Consider the following 14931-nt stretch of genomic DNA (forward strand, 5'->3'; position numbering starts at 1 on the left):
AGCATTTCGGCCCTTATCGAAAGGGCGATACGAATCATTCAACTGATCGAGCAAGTGCGGCTTCCCCGATGCAGTGCGGCGAGTTCAGCGCGCAGCCAACGGGGGTTCAGGCCGTCATTGTCGTGACCAACGCACTCTTGCCCACCAGGTTCAATACTCGTTTGAAGTTGTAGGCGAGCACATGCAGGCTCATTTCTGTGCTCGCTCGCTTGAGCATTCGGGTGATGAAAAGGGGCGCCCATCCAGACCTTCAACGTACCCAACGGATACTCCAGCGTCTGACGGCGGATGCGCATCATCTCCGGTGCCTGATTCAGGCGGGAATGCATCGCCTTGAATATGGTGCAGAACAGATGTTGTTCTTCGCTGCGGTACGTTCCGCAGCCTTCGCAATGAGCACTACAAACTGAAACCTAAGCAAATTCACTACACGTGACGCAACGCATCAATCACCACCCCCAACGCAGACGATTGCTCCCGACGATTCGGGTAATAGAGGTGATACCCAGGGAACGGCTGGCACCAATCCTGAAGCACCCGTACAAGCTTTCCCTCAGCCAGTTCCTTCGCCACCATATCCTCCGGCAGAAATGCCAATCCGCACCCGGCAACAGCTGCACGCAAAATCGGTAGACTGCTGTTGAACGTCCATTGCCCCTCAACTCGGGCTTTCAGTTCATGGCCATCTTTTTCGAAGTCCCATTGCAGCAGGCTGCCATGTGTTGGCAAGCGCAGGTTGATGCAGCTGTGCGCCGAAAGGTCGCTGGGGGTTACAGGGTGGGGGTGCTTGCTGAAGTATTCGGGGGAGGCGACAACTGCCATGTGCAGGCGGGGGCCGATTGGGACGGCAATCATGTCTTTGGCCACCTGGTCACCCAGGCGAACGCCAGCGTCGTAACGTTGGGCGACGATGTCGGTTAGGGCGTAGTCGACGGTGATTTCCACCTTGACCTCTGGGTACTGCGGTAGAACCTTCAGCAGCTTGGGCCACAGGATGTTGTTCGCGGCATGTTCAGAGGCCGAGATGCGTACGCTACCGGCTGGGGTATCGCTAAGTTCGGTGACTGCCGACAGCTCACGTTCGATTTCTTCGAACCTCGGCGCCATGGTCTGGTAAAGCCTTTGACCGGCGTCGGTCGGTGACACACTACGTGTGGTGCGGGTTAGTAGTCGAACCCCAAGTCGGGTCTCGAGGGTGCGCATGGTGTGGCTGAGGGCTGACTGAGAAACGCCTAGCTGAGCCGCGGCACGTGTGAAGCTGCCTTCGCGGGCGATGACCACGAAGGCTTGGAGGTCGTTGAGGTTGGCGCGGGACATTAATGAGTTCCTCTCATGAGGATCGATAGGATTGTCCAATCTAATCATGTCCCGGCTACCTTGGGGAGGTTTGATTCCTCTCCATATGTATCAACGTTTGGATGGCTTCACAGGGTTCTGGCGTAGAACCCTTTGAGCTTGCCAACCGCGGCATCAACGTACTTTGGAACCCAGTACGTTTCGATGTGGGTTGCGCCCTCAATCTTGAACAACTCCTTGTCTTTCGTGCCGGTGGCTTTGGCGAACGCATCCTCGGTCATGTACAGGCTGTCGGCTTTGGTACCGGCAATCATCAGTAGCGGTTGGCCAATCAGTTCGATCTGGTTGATGGCGTCGAAGCGCATCAGGTCAAGCAAGCTGCTGGTGGTGTATTTGAAGGTTGAGTTCGGGTGCGCGTAGGTTTTCCAGTAGTACTCATAACCCTGGCGATACAGGTCGAACGGCAGCTTGGCAATTTGCTCGTCGGTCAGATTGGCGTCGCCTGAGTAGCGCACTTCACCACCTGCTGCTTCCAGGGCGCGAGCCTTAGATGCTTGTTTCAGACGGTCCTGAACGGTGTCCAGCTGTGAGTCGATGTAGCCGTTACGGCGAACGCGGCCTGAGTTGAACATGCTGATGGTGGCAATCGATTTGAAGCGTTTGTCCGTCTCTGCAGCCGCCAGTGAATAGCCGCCGCCCCCGCAGATGCCGAGCAGGCCAAGGCGCGCCTTATCCACACCGGCGTACTGGGTGATGAAGTCGGCCATGCCATGAATGTCTTCGATGCGATTGGCGGGTTTGTCGACGCTGCGGGGTTGCCCGCCGCTGCCGCCTTGGTAAGCGGCATCAGCGGTGATGGTGATGTAACCCTCCTCGGCCAGGCGCTGAGCGTACAGGCCGGCCACCTGTTCTTTCACGCCACCGTTAGGGTGGGCGATTACCACGGTGGGGTAGTTCTTCTTGGCGTCATAACCGGCTGGGGTATAGACGTTGGCGACGATATCCAGGCCGTTCAATTTGTATTTGACCGGGTGAATGTTCACCTTGCCGGGTTCGTTCTTGGTGATGGCGCCGTCATACACCAGGGTGAACGGGTTCTTTTTGTAATCCACTGCCCCGACACCTGCCGCCCCGCCAATCATTGCTGCCATCAAGGTGGCTTTCAGAACTGTGTTTCTCATAGAAGTCTCCAAGCAGTGTCAGTCCAGATTTTTGTCAGCGAGAAACTTGGATACCAAGTCCGCAATCTGCACGTTGTTGAGGTCGGACATGGGGAAGTGCGTGTTGCCCTTGATGCCGATATCCGGTAGGTGAATGAGCGTTACGTCTCCGCCATGTTTATTCACGGTGTCGCGCCACAGCCGCGCCATTGCCAACCGGGCGCGCCAGCTGTCCTGGGCGGGTAGATCAATGGCGTGATGCCGCTGTACAACATGCGCCGCGCTTGGGTATGACTGTGGGTGAGCTACGCAACGAGGCGCAGGTCAAGGCGATGAAGGGCGTACACTCGATTCATCGTTTGCCAGGCGCTGTGGCGGTGGTTGCCGAGCGCTGGTGGCATGCCAAGCGCGCAGTCGAAGCAATTCAGGTGCAATGGCAGGAACCAGCCTCCGATACCCCATTGAGAGTGATGCCTGCGGACTTTTCCACAGTAGCGTATCGCGAGCGACTGGCTAAAGAGTCGGGAGCAGGACGGGAGGCAGAGAGCGAAGGCGACTTCGCCGGCACCTTGGCTAAGGCGACCACCAAGGTCGAGGCGACCTACCACAACCAGTACGTTAACCATGCGCAACTTGAGCCGCCTTCGGCATTAGCTCGATTCAACTCAGATGGTTCGCTGGAAGTCTGGGCACCCAACCAGGCCCAAGACATGTTTCTCGCAGACATCGCCAAACGTACCGGCCTCGACCCATCCAAGATCACGCTGCATACCCCGTTGCTCGGCGGCTTCTTCGGTCGCCACTTTCTTTACAACACCGCCAGTCCGTATCCGCAGGCTATTGAGTTAGCCAAGGCGGTGGGCCGTCCGATCAAGCTGATCTGGAGTCGCGAGGAAGAGTTTTTGCGTGATGTGCTCCGTCCCTTGGCTGTAGTGAAGTTTCGCGCTGGGTTGGACGATAAGGGCCTGCCTATCGCGCTGGAAATAGTCAGCGCTACTGAGGGACCGAGAGAGGGTATCGCCGGTAAACAGGGTGCGCAGCTCGACCCCACTGCGGTCGAAGGTTTGGCCGGAAAGGCGTATGCCATCGCCAATCGCCGCATCGCCCAGAACTACGTCAAAGGACCGGTGATGCTGGGCTTCTGGCGTTCGGTGGGGAATTCGCTCAACGATTTTTTCTACGAGGCATTTCTTGACGAGCTGGCCGACAAAGGTGGTCATGATCCGTTCGAGCTGCGTCTGCATTTGCTGCAGGGTAATCAGCGTCTGACTCATTTGCTGCAGAGCGTCGCTGAACTGTCTGGCGGCTGGAAGCGCGGCCCGTTCACGGCCGAAGATGGCTCGCGGCGCGCACGTGGCGTGGCCATGGCCTCGCCTTTTGGTACGGAGTCGGCGGTAGTGGCCGAGGTCTCCATCGAGAATGGTCAGGTCAAGGTGCACGACATTTGGCAGGCGATTGATCCTGGCAGCATTGTGAATCCAGCCATTGTTGAGGCGCAGGTCAACGGTGCGGTGTCATTGGGGCTGTCCCAGGTGCTGGTGGAGGAGGCGGTGTACGTTGATGGCAAACCACGGGCGCGCAACTTCGATCTCTATCCGATCCTGCCGCCGTCGCGTATGGCCCGTGTGCACGTCAAGGTGATTGAGAGCGGCGCCAGTATGGGAGGCATCGGCGAGCCGCCGTTGCCGGCCGTGGCACCGGCCGTAGCCAATGCTGTTTCCAGGCTGACGGGGCAACGCATTCGTAGCATGCCGCTATCGAGCTACACCTTTAGCCAACCCACCTGACGGAAGACCTACCCATGAGCACACGGTCTTACACCAAGATGGCCGGCGCAGTGGTATTGGCCGGGCTGGTCCTGCTGATTCTGCTGGTTTGGTACGGCACTCGCACACCGACGTCGGCGTTCGATAAAGCCAGCGTCAGCGCCGATGCGACGCTGATTCAGCGTGGCGAGTATGTAGCACGAGCTAGTGATTGCGTGGCCTGCCATAGCGTGCCTGAAGGCGCGCCCTTTGCCGGTGGGCTGAAAATGGCCACGCCGTTGGGGGCGATATACGCCACCAATGTCACTCCGGACCCTACAGCCGGCATTGGTCGTTACAGCCTGGCTGACTTCGACCGTGCAGTGCGCCATGGCGTCGCGCCAGAAGGGCGGCGGCTGTATCCAGCCATGCCATATCCCTCGTACTCGAAGTTGAGCGACGACGATGTGCGGGCGCTGTATGCGTTCTTTATGCAGGGGGTGAAACCGGTCGCGCAGCCTAATCCGCCGAGCGATATTCCCTGGCCGCTGAATATGCGTTGGCCCATCGCCGTGTGGAACCTGCTGTTCACCGAACCGGGTACCTATGCCGAGCAAACGCAGCAGAACGCGCAGTGGAACCGTGGCGCCTATCTGGTTCAGGGCGCCGGCCATTGCGGCAGTTGCCATACGCCGCGTGGCTTGGTGTTCAACGAGAAAGCCTTGAGCGAGGAGGGCACGCCATACCTGGCCGGTGCGTTGCTCGACGGCTGGTACGCCCCCAGCCTGCGCAACGACCCCAATACCGGGCTCGGGCGCTGGAGCGAGGCCGACATTGCCCAGTTCCTGAAAGCCGGGCGTAACCAGCATGCGGTGGTGTTTGGTTCGATGACCGAAGCCTTCAACAACTCCACGCAATTTCTCAGCGACGACGATCTGGCCGCCATCGCCCATTACCTGAAATCCCTGCTGGGCGACCCGCAGCGCGATGGCCAGCCCTGGCAGTACCAGGCTGCCGATGCCTCGGCGTTCACCCGCCCTGGCGGCCAGCTGTACCTGACCCAATGCGCGTCCTGCCATGGCCAGGACGGCAAGGGCCAGGCTCCCTGGATACCGCCGCTGGCGGGCGCCACATCGGCGCTGACCAGCGAGCCAGACTCGGCGATCAATATCACCCTCAACGGCTCGTTGCGGGTGGTCACAGCCGGGGTGCCGGACGCCTACCGCATGCCAGCGCTGCGTGGGCAACTGTCGGACCAGCAGATCGCCGAGGTGCTGTCGTTTGTGCGCAGCACCTGGGGTAACCGGGGTGGCGAGGTGAAGTCGCAAGCGGTGGCCAAACTGCGCGAACATACCGACCCGGCCAGCCCGACGCCGATCGTTTTGCATATGCGCTGAGTCACGGGAGGCTTGATGGAAAGCATTGATCTGTTGGTGCTGCGCACCGCCCGCGACTGGTTACAGGCCGGCGAGCGCGTATTGCTGGTGACAGTGGCGCGTACCTGGGGGTCGTCGCCACGCCCGGTGGGCTCGATGATGGCGCTGCGTAACGATGGGCGGGTAGTGGGCAGTGTGTCCGGCGGCTGTATCGAAGATGACCTTATCCACCGTTACACCACCGCCTACGGCGCAGCGGGGCTGCCGCAGCAAGTGCCCGAGCTGGTTCGCTACGGCGTGAGCGCCGACGAGGCGCATCGTTTTGGCCTGCCATGCGGCGGCACCCTGGAGCTGGTGCTGGAATTTATGCCGGCCGTGGAAGCCCTTGAGGAGCTGCTGGTGCGCCTGGATGCAGGGCAACTGGTACGCCGCCAGCTGGACCTGAGCACTGGCCAGGTCAGCCTGGAAAATACCGCGACGCCCGACCTGTTCAGCTTCGACGGCCAGCGCCTGAGCAGCACCCTGGGCCCTGGGTATCGCGCATCTACATCGGCAGCAAGACACCGCCGGAGATCGCCGTCAGCGTGATGGCCGAGGTATTGGCGGCGAAGAATGCTGTGGCACTGCCGGGTGAGTTCTCCATCACTCAGGCTAAGACGCGCAACGACGTACAACGCTGCGCCTGAGCGTTGTTCTCAGCGCAGCGCACCCGGGGTATCCACATCCTGGATGACACCGGGGTCGTCCACCGCGATGCGGTGCACGGTATCGGGGTGAGCCTGCAGCACGGCCCTGGCTCCCACGTCGCCGCTCAGTTGCAGCAGCTCGGGCCAGAACCGGCGACCGAAAATAACCGGATGACCGGGCTGGCCCTGGTACAGCGGCTGGACGATCCGATCAGCAGCGGCCGCCGCCAATAGCCGCTCAAGGCTGTCACCGGCTATCCAAGGCATGTCACCTAGAAAGATAGCCACCGCATCGGCATCCGAACTACTGGTGATGGCTGTTATGCCGCTTGCCAGACTGTGGCCCAGACCCAGTGTGGCGGACTTGCTTCGAACAACGTTCACAGACGGAGCAACCCCCAACGTATCGGCATCATCTGAGGGGCGCAGTACGAGCCAGATACTCGGAACATGAGCACGCACCGTGGCAACAGTCGAACCCAATAAGGTGAGCCCGTTCTTCAATAAGGCACATCGCTTGTCACTGCCAAACCGAGTAGCAAAACCGGCAGCAAGGACAAGACCTGCGATTGAAGTCATTGAACGCTCCTTAGTAAACGACCCACAATATCAGTAATTGACCCCAAGCTACCTCGGTCTAGGAGAAACGTAATCTTCTGGCCGGAAGTAGACGATCACCACCGGCAACTATCGGTCGATTCTGTTGAAAAGGTCGGCCATGGTTTCCACGGCAGAAAAATACGCGCTTGAGATTGAAATCTTTACTTTGAGCAGAGTATTCCCTGACTCAGATTTTGCGTAGCTGCGCGCAAAAAAGGCGCTGTCAGCAGTCAGTTCACAAGGTGCCGACTTTTTCAACAGAATCGGTCAAAAATTTACTACGAAAGACAGCTTTGCGTTCGGATTCTGGGCGTCTGCTTCTGGCCGGTTGTTGCTCTGTCGCGAAAGAGCCGGCAGCCCGAAGGCTACCGGCATGGACACATGGATCAGGCCGCAACGAGTTGTCGTGCCAAAGCTACTTCTACTGAGTCGCCGTCCTGGTTCAGGACATCGAGCCCTGATTCGGGCACGTCTCCCGACGTGCTCTGCGACACCATGATCTTTCTGGCCATCAGCGCCAGGCAAGTCATCTGCGAGGTGGCCGCATAGCCCAGGTAGATCACCTTGACCGCTAGCTTCTGGCCGATACGCCAGGAGCGGCGCGCGGCCTGTTGAAGCGAATACACGTTGTAGCCCGACTGCATGAAGACAATCGTTGGGAACTCCAGCAAATCCAAGCCGGTTTTCACCAGTTCGGGATTGGTGATCAGCACGTCGATGCCGTGATCCAGCTGCTCGGCAATCCAGTCCTCACGGCGAGAGGCATCCACGCTTGCCCGCAGTACCGCCACCTTGAAGCCTTCCTGCTCAAGCAACAGCTTGAGCCTGGATGTCGTATCGCGTGTGCCGGTGTAGACGCTGTAGACCAGGGTCTTGCGGCCTTCCGCCTTCTCCTGTCTGCAGATCTCGATCAGCTCGCGCTCCTTGGGCATCACCTCCAGTTCGTTGAACTGGGAGGCGACGAACGCGAGCAGCTCGCGCGTGCGCGGATGCGTGACGGTCTCCGCCCGGAAGCACGTATCCGGCCAGGCCAACAACACATTGAGAACCACGCCCAGCAACGTCGTGTCTCGTCTCGCCAGGGCCTGTTTCAGTTCCTGGCTCAGCCGCGACGACAGGTTGCGATAGGCGGAGGCCTGCTCGTCATCCATGGCGACCTCGCGGAATTCCTCGTCGTAAGGTGGCAGGACGTTGCCACCGATGTCCTTCAGCTTGAGGAACACTGTGAACGGCAAGACGCAGCGCAGCACGCCTTTAGGACCGAAACCGGGAGCCTTGACCGTGCGCACCGATATCTTGCTGCCCTTGGCGGTCTTGTGCGCCGTGCCGGTGCTCTCGGAATAGATGTCCTTCAAGACACCGTGATCGCGCATGAACGCCATGGCGGCTGAGGTCATGCTGCCGTTCTTGGTCGGCCGGTAGCCGTCCTCGATCATCCGCCCAGGCAAGGCGCGGAACAGCAGGTAGAACAGGTCATCGCCGTAGCCGCCCATCAGCGTGCCGGTGAGCAGCAGCGTCTTGCGCGCCTTGGCCGCCAACACCCCCATCGCCTGGCCCTGTGCAGAACCGCCGTTCTTGTACTCATGCGCTTCATCCGCGATGAGCAGGTCGAACGTGCCTTGGGGAAGCTGCCTCTTGATGAACTCGGACGGTTGGTAGCCGCCCTCGCCGAAGCCGAATTCCATGTTCGCCATCGCCCTCTCCATCCGGGTCGCCTGGCGGTCGGAAAAGACCAGCTCGCCGTTGCCGTCCATGAGGTTGATGAACTCATGCACGTTGTCTCCCAACATCGAGGCCAGGAAGCCATCGCCGAAGCGCTTCATGAGCTTCTGCGCGGTGACTTCCCCGATGGTCGGGATGCGCTTCAAGGCTTTGAGGACAGCGGAGGACTGGTCGCTTGCGGACAAGCCCCTAGGACGGATCAGCGTCCACAGCGGTGCATTGCAGTGGCTGCACTTGCGGCGGTATTCCTCGGCTTCGAGTTCAACCGGGTTGATCGGCTCGCCGTCCAGGTCGGTGATGACCTGGCCGCAGTCGGGACATGTGCCCACTTCGCCGTGACGAGTGCGGTGCCGGGTGAAGATTGGCTTCCAGTGAAAACCCAGCCGCATGCGCACGCGCCCCAGGACGAAGAACTCCTGACCCTGTGGTGATACGCCCAACTGCTCGCGCAGTTTCAGCAACTTGACCAGCGTGTCCGGGCCGTTGAGTACCCAGACTTTGGCACCGGCAACCGTCTCCTGAATTTCCCGCCGCCACTTGTAGACAAGATGCGGCGGCGAGAGTACCAGGGTGCGGCGATAACCTTCGGCATTGAGCACGGCGGCGGTGGCAATACCTACCGTGGTCTTGCCGCAGCCCATCTCGCCATTGACGATCGCCGCGCGTTCTCCACGGTCGATCAACAGCTCGGCGACGGCATGGACCACTTCTGCTTGCGCCGCGAACAACTGCCGCTTGAGGCTGGCGACGATGATTTGCCGATGTACCTGTGCCTGGCCGGCGTAGACCGGAGGGTTGGCGCGGTTGAGAGAGTCGAGCAGTTCGTCGCCGAACTCGGACACGAAGTCTTGCAGGCTGAGCGAAAGGGGAGATTCCGCAGCTTCGAGCAGGTCACCCTGCACGGCGGTATCGGGGATGGTTTCAACATCGAGGGACATAGTGATGCTCCAAAGAACATGGGCATGCACCTCCCCCAAGGGGCGGTGACATGCCCCGTGGGATGAGAGAAATCGGTGACGGCCGAATCAGCGCTCGGACGTCAGCACGATATGGGTTGCGCTGCGGTCTGCTTCGGTGAAGATGCAGATGCTCAGTTCACGATGAACCGTGTAGGAGGATTCGAGTCGGTCACCGGATTGCAGGGCGGCGTTGTTCGCTTGCCACTGCGTATCGGTGATGTCCCCCCAATCGCCACGGCTATGGCGCTGGAAGTACGGCAGAGGATCGAGGCGGCCTTCCCGCATCACGCGGTCGATGCCGGGGCTGAAAATCAATGCGCCTATCGCGAACAGCAAGGAACGGCGGTTGCCGGTGGGAGGTTGTGGTGCCATGGGCGTGCTCCTTTTGTGGAGTGCTAAGAACATGGCCCCTGTCGGGGGCCATGCCCCGAGTGGGTGGGTGAAGACGATTGCGTGCCGTTAGGCCAGGTGGCTTTCCTCGGGCAGTTGAACGGCGGTTGTGCGATGGTCATCGCTGGTGATCACGAGCAGACACAGGTGTGGCGTGATCCGGTAGCGAGAACGTATGGGCGCGTCCTGATCGAGAGCCACTGTGTTGGCCTGCTGCTCGGCCTCGCCGACGTCGCCCCAATCGCCAGCCAGATGGCGCTGGACGTAGGGCAGGGGGTCGATAAGGCTTTTGCTGGCTAGCCAGTACACTTTCTCGCTCAGCTGCAACGAGCCGAGGGCGAACAACGGTTGTGCCTGCGGCGCAGGCCGCTTGCGGAAACGTGGAAACATGGCGTTGCTCCTTCTGTGGGATGAAAACAGCGGGACGGCGAACCGCCCTATGGGGATCAGTGGATGGTGATGATTCGACCCAGCGTTGCTGAGCCTGGGGAGAGGTCCCAGGCGCGAATCACCGGCACGAACTTGTCCGTGAGAGTGCGTGTTTCAGCGATGGAGCCATCGTCGCGCTCGCGGTATTCCGTGCTGGTGCTTTTCTGCTTGTGGGTGTCGCCCTTGACGGCCAGGATTCGACCGCTCTTGGACTGCACGACACCAGAGATCGCGCCGGCCGCGAGGGCCAGCGCCAGGTGCCAGTGGGACAGGGCGCGCGCCGGGGCACGCAAGGACTGCTGCGAGGCACCGAGATGGGTCTCGAACGATGGCCACAGGCCCTGCAGGCGCTGCACTTCTTCGGCGAACTGCGCCGGCTCCATGCTGATGCGGTAGAAGTGCTCGGGCTCGCTCAGTGCGGCGGGGACGACATAGGGGAGTAACGGCCACTCGGCTGGAAGTTCTTCCGCGTCGAGTTCGCCTTGCCCGATTTGCAGCAGCCGGGTGCGGATGGATTTCACGTCGTCGCCCACCAGCTCGCGCTGGCGGGTTCGGCGGCCGAACACGACAACCTGCTTGAACTGCGTATCTACCGCTCGGTAGATGCATAGGTCGGCGAAGTGCCGCGTGAGCCAGCCGACCAGTTCCTGATCGAGCACGTAGGAAGGCACGATGAAGACAATGATGCCGTCGTACTGCAGCAGCGGCAGGGTCTTCTGGTAGAACAGTTTTTCCAGCCTGGCGCGGCCTTTGCCCTCGTAGCCCATGTTGCCGTTGGCGTCTCTGGCGAGATCGCCGTAGGGCGGGTTGAGCCACAGCAGGCCGAAGCTCTGCCGCGCGATAAACGCATCCATCAAGTCACCTTGGATGCAGTGATCGACCAGCAGCCGCGCATGGTTGGCGCGTTCCTGGTCGTACTCCACCGCATAGGCGGTGATCTGATCACGCCCGAGGGCATGCGCGGCTTCCGCAATGGCAACGCCTTCGCCAGCGCAAGGATCGAGAATGCACATCGGCCCATTGCTGGGGGTCAGTGCGCTGAGTGTTCTTTCGAGTGTGTCTTCGTCTGTAGGGAAGTACCCCGCCTTGACGAAATTTCGGGCGAGCCGGGGGAACATGAGTGCCATGGGATTCTCCTGTCGGCGGTGATGAATGAAGGTGCGGGCGTGCTTGCCGTGGAACGATCAGGCCACCGCTTGCGGTGTCCAGATCCGGGCCGGATACGGATATGCCGTGAGAACGCTGTCGCGGATGAGATCGCCCAGCGCGTCGGTGAGTAGCGGAACGTCCAGTCCCAGGCGAAAGCCCTGCAGTGGCCCAAGGGCGACAGGCAGGTTCTGGAGCATGTCGCGCTCGCGCAGCAGTTCCAGCACCGGCGTTTGCCAGTGATCCAGCAATGGCAACGGGCACGTGTCCTTGACCAGTCGCCACAGGCGCGGCGTTGGGTCGACCACCGCACGCGGCAGCAGCGCCAGAGCGCTGGCCGTGCTCTTGTCGGGCCGGATGCAGCGGCGGTCGAACAGCCACAGATTGACCATAGAGCCGAACAGCGTGCGTCGATAAGCGCGCGTCAGCCGCTTTTCCAGGCGCTCGGCCGTCCCGATGAAAGCGGGGACGGAGCCCCCTTGCTCAGTGGTGAGATGGAACTGATCCAGCCCATCCTCGTCTCGACCCAGGGTCAGCCGGGCCAGGAACTGCTGGATCGCGGTGTCCCGCGCCCAGACCGAGAGGAAGGTCAGGTCGCCCTGGTCGCTGCAGACGCAGGCATCGGCCATCAGGTCGCTGCATTCGTCGATGCGGTACAAGCTTTGCTGGGAGGTTGGTGCAGGCATGATGGTGTCCTCGATGAACGGAGGGGCAGCACCACCCGCAAGGGCAGTGGCTGCCCCGTCAGGGATGAAACACCGCGGATGCGGCGATGACGATCACGCAGCTTGTTGGTCAGGCTGCTGGTTCCATTGCTGTGACTTGAAGTCGAGCGCGTAGCCCAGTACACCCAGGCGTGCGATCTGCAGGCGCAGCGTGCGGCGGTCGATGGTCGAGTCCAGTTTTACCGACTCGCCCAGTGGCCACAGCAGGCCGAACAATGCAGCATCGTCGCTGTCGGGGGGGCTGGGGGCAGCGACCGTAGCGGCGGGCGCTGTGGTATCAACTGCCTGCACGGTGGCAGGTTCTGGGTCCGGTGCCACAGTGGGTGTTGCCTGCGGTTGCGTGCCCAGCTCTTCATCGAGCGGATCGACGTCCTGGGAGGCAAATACGCGCGCTTCGTCGCGACTCAGCTTGTCGATGCCCGAAAGAGTCATGCCATCCAGGCTGGCGCGAATCTCGAAGCGCATGCCGCCGCCCGTGGGATAGGCCTTCGGGTAGATGTACCGGATGACGAATTCCCCGTCGTACTTGCCTTCAGGGTATTGCTCCAGTTCCGCGTCCTTCACCTCGAACACACCGAGGTGCGTAGTGAGGCGACCGACCGTGAACGGGCCGTTGCGGCCGCGGATCGTACGCAGTGTGAGTTGCCCAGGAACGATGATGGGAGAAGCTGCCTTGGGGGCGGCTGTGGAGTCCATGGTGTTTCTCCTTGTGCGGATAGGATGACGAGAGGCGGCCACCTGGTCGGGAACCAGGTGGCCTGCCTGAGCGGATGGAAAGCCCAGAGATGGACCTTGAAGGACTAGAACGAAGCCGCCCGAGCGGGCTCCTCGACAGGCGTTTGCACGGGGACACTGGGTTGCGGATGCTCACTGTCGTCTTCGGCGATAACCGTTTCTTCGGGCGCAGGTGCGCCTTCGGTGGCGGGAGCCTCGGACTCCTGCGGGTGGACCTGCTTGCCATCGACCTTGATAAGGCCGATATGGATGAGCTCGGATTCCAGTGAGGCCGCCGCTTGGCCTGCCTTCTCGCCTTGCTTAAGGATGTACGGACTGGCTTGCATGTCGTTGAGCCTGAAGGCAATCAGCACCTTCTGTTTGGCTTCAACGGGCAGGACGCAGAGGCGTACCAGCTCCTGGGCCGCCGCATTGGTGACGGTGGTGTTGATGTAGCGGTATTCCCGCTGCTCTCCAGTGGGAACGTCGACCGGGCCGGTCAGCGCTGCGATGCAGCACGACAGGAGCGAACCGCCAGCCGTCCGGGGGACGTCCTTGGGATCTCTCAGGTAGCCGATACCGTGGGTGATCAGCTCATACTGCTCGACCTGAGCCAGCTCGGTGCGGTCGATCAACTCGGCGATCAGCAGGCGTGCCTTGAGACTGGCAGCGGCCTTGCCTTTATGCTCGCCGCTGGGACGGATGAACGGATCGACCCATAGGTCGCCGAGGCGGAAACGAACCAGCGGCCGTTGCTGGTGATCATCGATGCCGACGTAGGGCTGGACGAGTTTCTTGGCTTCGGCACCGGAAACCCGCACGTCGAAGTAGCGCTTGAACGGGTTTGTTGCAGGCCCGACGAGCGCTGCGACGGTACACCAAAGGGATGGAGGGCCTTTACGTCCGGCCTTTCCTTGAACCTCACGGACACGCTGGATGTAACCGATGCCGGAGGTGTGGATGTCGAAGTACGACTTCTGGTTGGAAGTAGTGCTGGTCATGGTGGATCTCCTGACTTGGGAACAAGAACACGGAGACACACCGACCCAATGCGGGGAGGTGCGTAACCCCGCGATGGGTTGAGGAACATCTGCATCCACCACCGGCAAGCCAGTGGTCGTTCGCGCGGGGGATGCGGTGCGAACGGGGTCGGTCACACGGGGGAAACCGTGGGCAGCCTTGAAGACCGGAGCTGCCTGGCATGTCGCTGACGATGTCAGCGGAACATGAGGGGAGCCTGGCGCTACGCGAATCCCCCGGCCAGAGGGAATCGGCAACTGCCGGTGACCTTATTCGTCAGCATCCGCAATAGCAGGAGAAGGGATCGTCGGTGTCTATTTATAGTGTTCTTTTAGTCGGTCGTGACTGATCGAAGTCGACCCAAAGCAGCACTCTGATTAAGCTGCTTTCAGCCAGCAAAGGCCAGACCTTGTACGTTCTAGCTGGAGTGGCAGCAATCACATCTCAATAGTCTAGGTGGGAGTCGTACACATGGATGAGCAAAAAAATTACTTTTTGAAAGTCGCGGCACTTGGAAAGTGGCCGGAGCTAGAGATTAGTGAGGGTGAATATACAGAGATAGTTAATGCTAGGAGTACTCTGGCTGCAGCATTAAGCATCGAGGAAAAATACGATCTTGTTTTAGGGAATTTCCTTGATCTAGAAAAAGAGCTTCTAATGCTTACGGTGGAAAAAGTCGTAGATCATCGATTTGACTATGGCCGGGCATACGCTGTTACCACCTCTCTTAATCGAAGGGTTGTAAACTTTGTGCTGTCCGGAAAAAACTACACAGAACTGATAGCGAGTAAGGCTTCAAAGTGCGTAGCCAACGGCAGCGAAGTAGAAGTTTTAGTTAAGTCGCTGACGAGTAAACATTACGATGAAAGCCTTGACTATCGCCTAAGGATGGTCTGAAGTAGCCATGTATTTCCCCGGCATACCACCTAGCGCAACTTTTAAACTCGCCAAATGATCAAAAAA

At 60.3% G+C, this 14931-nt stretch carries 12 protein-coding genes and 4 pseudogenes; 4 read left to right on the forward strand and 12 right to left on the reverse strand.

Translation table 11 applies throughout. From position 1 onward, the window contains the following. Positions 1-106 precede the first annotated feature (106 nt). The 4 genes and pseudogenes from AC1Q6I_RS11255 to AC1Q6I_RS11270 form a co-directional block, all read right to left on the reverse strand. Positions 107-332 (reverse strand): annotated as a pseudogene (locus tag AC1Q6I_RS11255) (IS5/IS1182 family transposase); the annotation flags it as partial. Positions 333-426: 94 nt separating this feature from the next. Continuing rightward, the gene (locus tag AC1Q6I_RS11260) at positions 427-1317 is read right to left on the reverse strand and encodes a LysR family transcriptional regulator (RefSeq protein WP_102642551.1); all 891 of its coding nucleotides are present in this window, start codon (positions 1315-1317) and stop codon (positions 427-429) included. Positions 1318-1424: 107 nt separating this feature from the next. After that, positions 1425-2477: an alpha/beta hydrolase gene (locus AC1Q6I_RS11265; RefSeq protein WP_102625571.1), complete on the reverse strand. Its 1053-nt coding sequence runs from the start codon at positions 2475-2477 to the stop codon at positions 1425-1427. An 18-nt stretch (positions 2478-2495) separates the two neighbouring features. Then, positions 2496-2711 (reverse strand): annotated as a pseudogene (locus AC1Q6I_RS11270) (alpha/beta hydrolase); the annotation flags it as partial. Here AC1Q6I_RS11270 and AC1Q6I_RS11275 point away from each other — a divergent pair. From AC1Q6I_RS11275 to AC1Q6I_RS11285, 3 genes and pseudogenes are all read left to right on the forward strand, one after another. After that, a pseudogene (locus tag AC1Q6I_RS11275) lies at positions 2708-4243 on the forward strand (xanthine dehydrogenase family protein molybdopterin-binding subunit); the annotation flags it as partial. The pseudogenes AC1Q6I_RS11270 and AC1Q6I_RS11275 sit on opposite strands and share 4 nt — an antisense overlap. Before the next feature lie 14 nt (positions 4244-4257). After that, the gene (locus AC1Q6I_RS11280) at positions 4258-5598 is read left to right on the forward strand and encodes a c-type cytochrome (protein ID WP_102625570.1); all 1341 of its coding nucleotides are present in this window, start codon (positions 4258-4260) and stop codon (positions 5596-5598) included. 15 nt (positions 5599-5613) lie between these two features. Next, positions 5614-6117, forward strand: a pseudogene (locus AC1Q6I_RS11285) (XdhC family protein); the annotation flags it as partial. A 155-nt stretch (positions 6118-6272) separates the two neighbouring features. Here AC1Q6I_RS11285 and AC1Q6I_RS11290 read toward each other — a convergent pair. The 8 genes from AC1Q6I_RS11290 to AC1Q6I_RS11325 form a co-directional block, all read right to left on the reverse strand. Beyond that, the gene (locus AC1Q6I_RS11290) at positions 6273-6842 is read right to left on the reverse strand and encodes a nucleotidyltransferase family protein (protein WP_102625569.1); all 570 of its coding nucleotides are present in this window, start codon (positions 6840-6842) and stop codon (positions 6273-6275) included. Positions 6843-7249: 407 nt separating this feature from the next. Then, positions 7250-9523, reverse strand: a complete 2274-nt coding sequence (locus AC1Q6I_RS11295) for a helicase-related protein (protein WP_173903808.1) — start codon at positions 9521-9523, stop codon at positions 7250-7252. A gap of 87 nt (positions 9524-9610) precedes the next feature. Beyond that, on the reverse strand, positions 9611-9916 hold the full coding sequence (locus tag AC1Q6I_RS11300; RefSeq protein ID WP_102625568.1) for a hypothetical protein: 306 nt from the start codon (positions 9914-9916) through the stop codon (positions 9611-9613). A gap of 87 nt (positions 9917-10003) precedes the next feature. Then, positions 10004-10324: a methyltransferase gene (locus AC1Q6I_RS11305; RefSeq protein WP_102625567.1), complete on the reverse strand. Its 321-nt coding sequence runs from the start codon at positions 10322-10324 to the stop codon at positions 10004-10006. A 56-nt stretch (positions 10325-10380) separates the two neighbouring features. Further along, positions 10381-11490 carry a DUF6094 domain-containing protein gene (locus AC1Q6I_RS11310; RefSeq protein WP_102625566.1) on the reverse strand — a complete coding sequence of 370 codons (1110 nt, stop codon included), beginning with the start codon at positions 11488-11490 and terminating at the stop codon, positions 10381-10383. Positions 11491-11547: 57 nt separating this feature from the next. Next, positions 11548-12195: a hypothetical protein gene (locus AC1Q6I_RS11315; RefSeq protein WP_102625565.1), complete on the reverse strand. Its 648-nt coding sequence runs from the start codon at positions 12193-12195 to the stop codon at positions 11548-11550. Between the two features lie 93 nt (positions 12196-12288). Further along, entirely contained in the window at positions 12289-12930 is a 642-nt protein-coding gene (locus tag AC1Q6I_RS11320; protein ID WP_102625564.1) for a DUF3275 family protein, read from the reverse strand. Between the two features lie 104 nt (positions 12931-13034). Then, entirely contained in the window at positions 13035-13949 is a 915-nt protein-coding gene (locus AC1Q6I_RS11325) for a DUF3577 domain-containing protein (RefSeq protein ID WP_102625563.1), read from the reverse strand. Positions 13950-14439: 490 nt separating this feature from the next. Between AC1Q6I_RS11325 and AC1Q6I_RS11330 the strand changes: the two genes are divergently transcribed. Continuing rightward, positions 14440-14865, forward strand: coding sequence for a hypothetical protein (locus AC1Q6I_RS11330; protein WP_102625562.1), 426 nt, complete (start codon positions 14440-14442; stop codon positions 14863-14865). The last annotated feature ends 66 nt before the right edge of the window (positions 14866-14931 follow it).

It is taken from the genome of Pseudomonas sp. MPR-R2A5, assembly GCF_058793055.1.

Coding starts and splice junctions, on each gene's coding strand:
- AC1Q6I_RS11260 (WP_102642551.1), bottom strand. CDS start 1,317: ATGTCCCGCGCCAACCTCAACGACCTCCAAGCCTTCGTGGTCATCGCC.
- AC1Q6I_RS11265 (WP_102625571.1), bottom strand. CDS start 2,477: ATGAGAAACACAGTTCTGAAAGCCACCTTGATGGCAGCAATGATTGGC.
- AC1Q6I_RS11280 (WP_102625570.1), top strand. CDS start 4,258: ATGAGCACACGGTCTTACACCAAGATGGCCGGCGCAGTGGTATTGGCC.
- AC1Q6I_RS11290 (WP_102625569.1), bottom strand. CDS start 6,842: ATGACTTCAATCGCAGGTCTTGTCCTTGCTGCCGGTTTTGCTACTCGG.
- AC1Q6I_RS11295 (WP_173903808.1), bottom strand. CDS start 9,523: ATGTCCCTCGATGTTGAAACCATCCCCGATACCGCCGTGCAGGGTGAC.
- AC1Q6I_RS11300 (WP_102625568.1), bottom strand. CDS start 9,916: ATGGCACCACAACCTCCCACCGGCAACCGCCGTTCCTTGCTGTTCGCG.
- AC1Q6I_RS11305 (WP_102625567.1), bottom strand. CDS start 10,324: ATGTTTCCACGTTTCCGCAAGCGGCCTGCGCCGCAGGCACAACCGTTG.
- AC1Q6I_RS11310 (WP_102625566.1), bottom strand. CDS start 11,490: ATGGCACTCATGTTCCCCCGGCTCGCCCGAAATTTCGTCAAGGCGGGG.
- AC1Q6I_RS11315 (WP_102625565.1), bottom strand. CDS start 12,195: ATGCCTGCACCAACCTCCCAGCAAAGCTTGTACCGCATCGACGAATGC.
- AC1Q6I_RS11320 (WP_102625564.1), bottom strand. CDS start 12,930: ATGGACTCCACAGCCGCCCCCAAGGCAGCTTCTCCCATCATCGTTCCT.
- AC1Q6I_RS11325 (WP_102625563.1), bottom strand. CDS start 13,949: ATGACCAGCACTACTTCCAACCAGAAGTCGTACTTCGACATCCACACC.
- AC1Q6I_RS11330 (WP_102625562.1), top strand. CDS start 14,440: ATGGATGAGCAAAAAAATTACTTTTTGAAAGTCGCGGCACTTGGAAAG.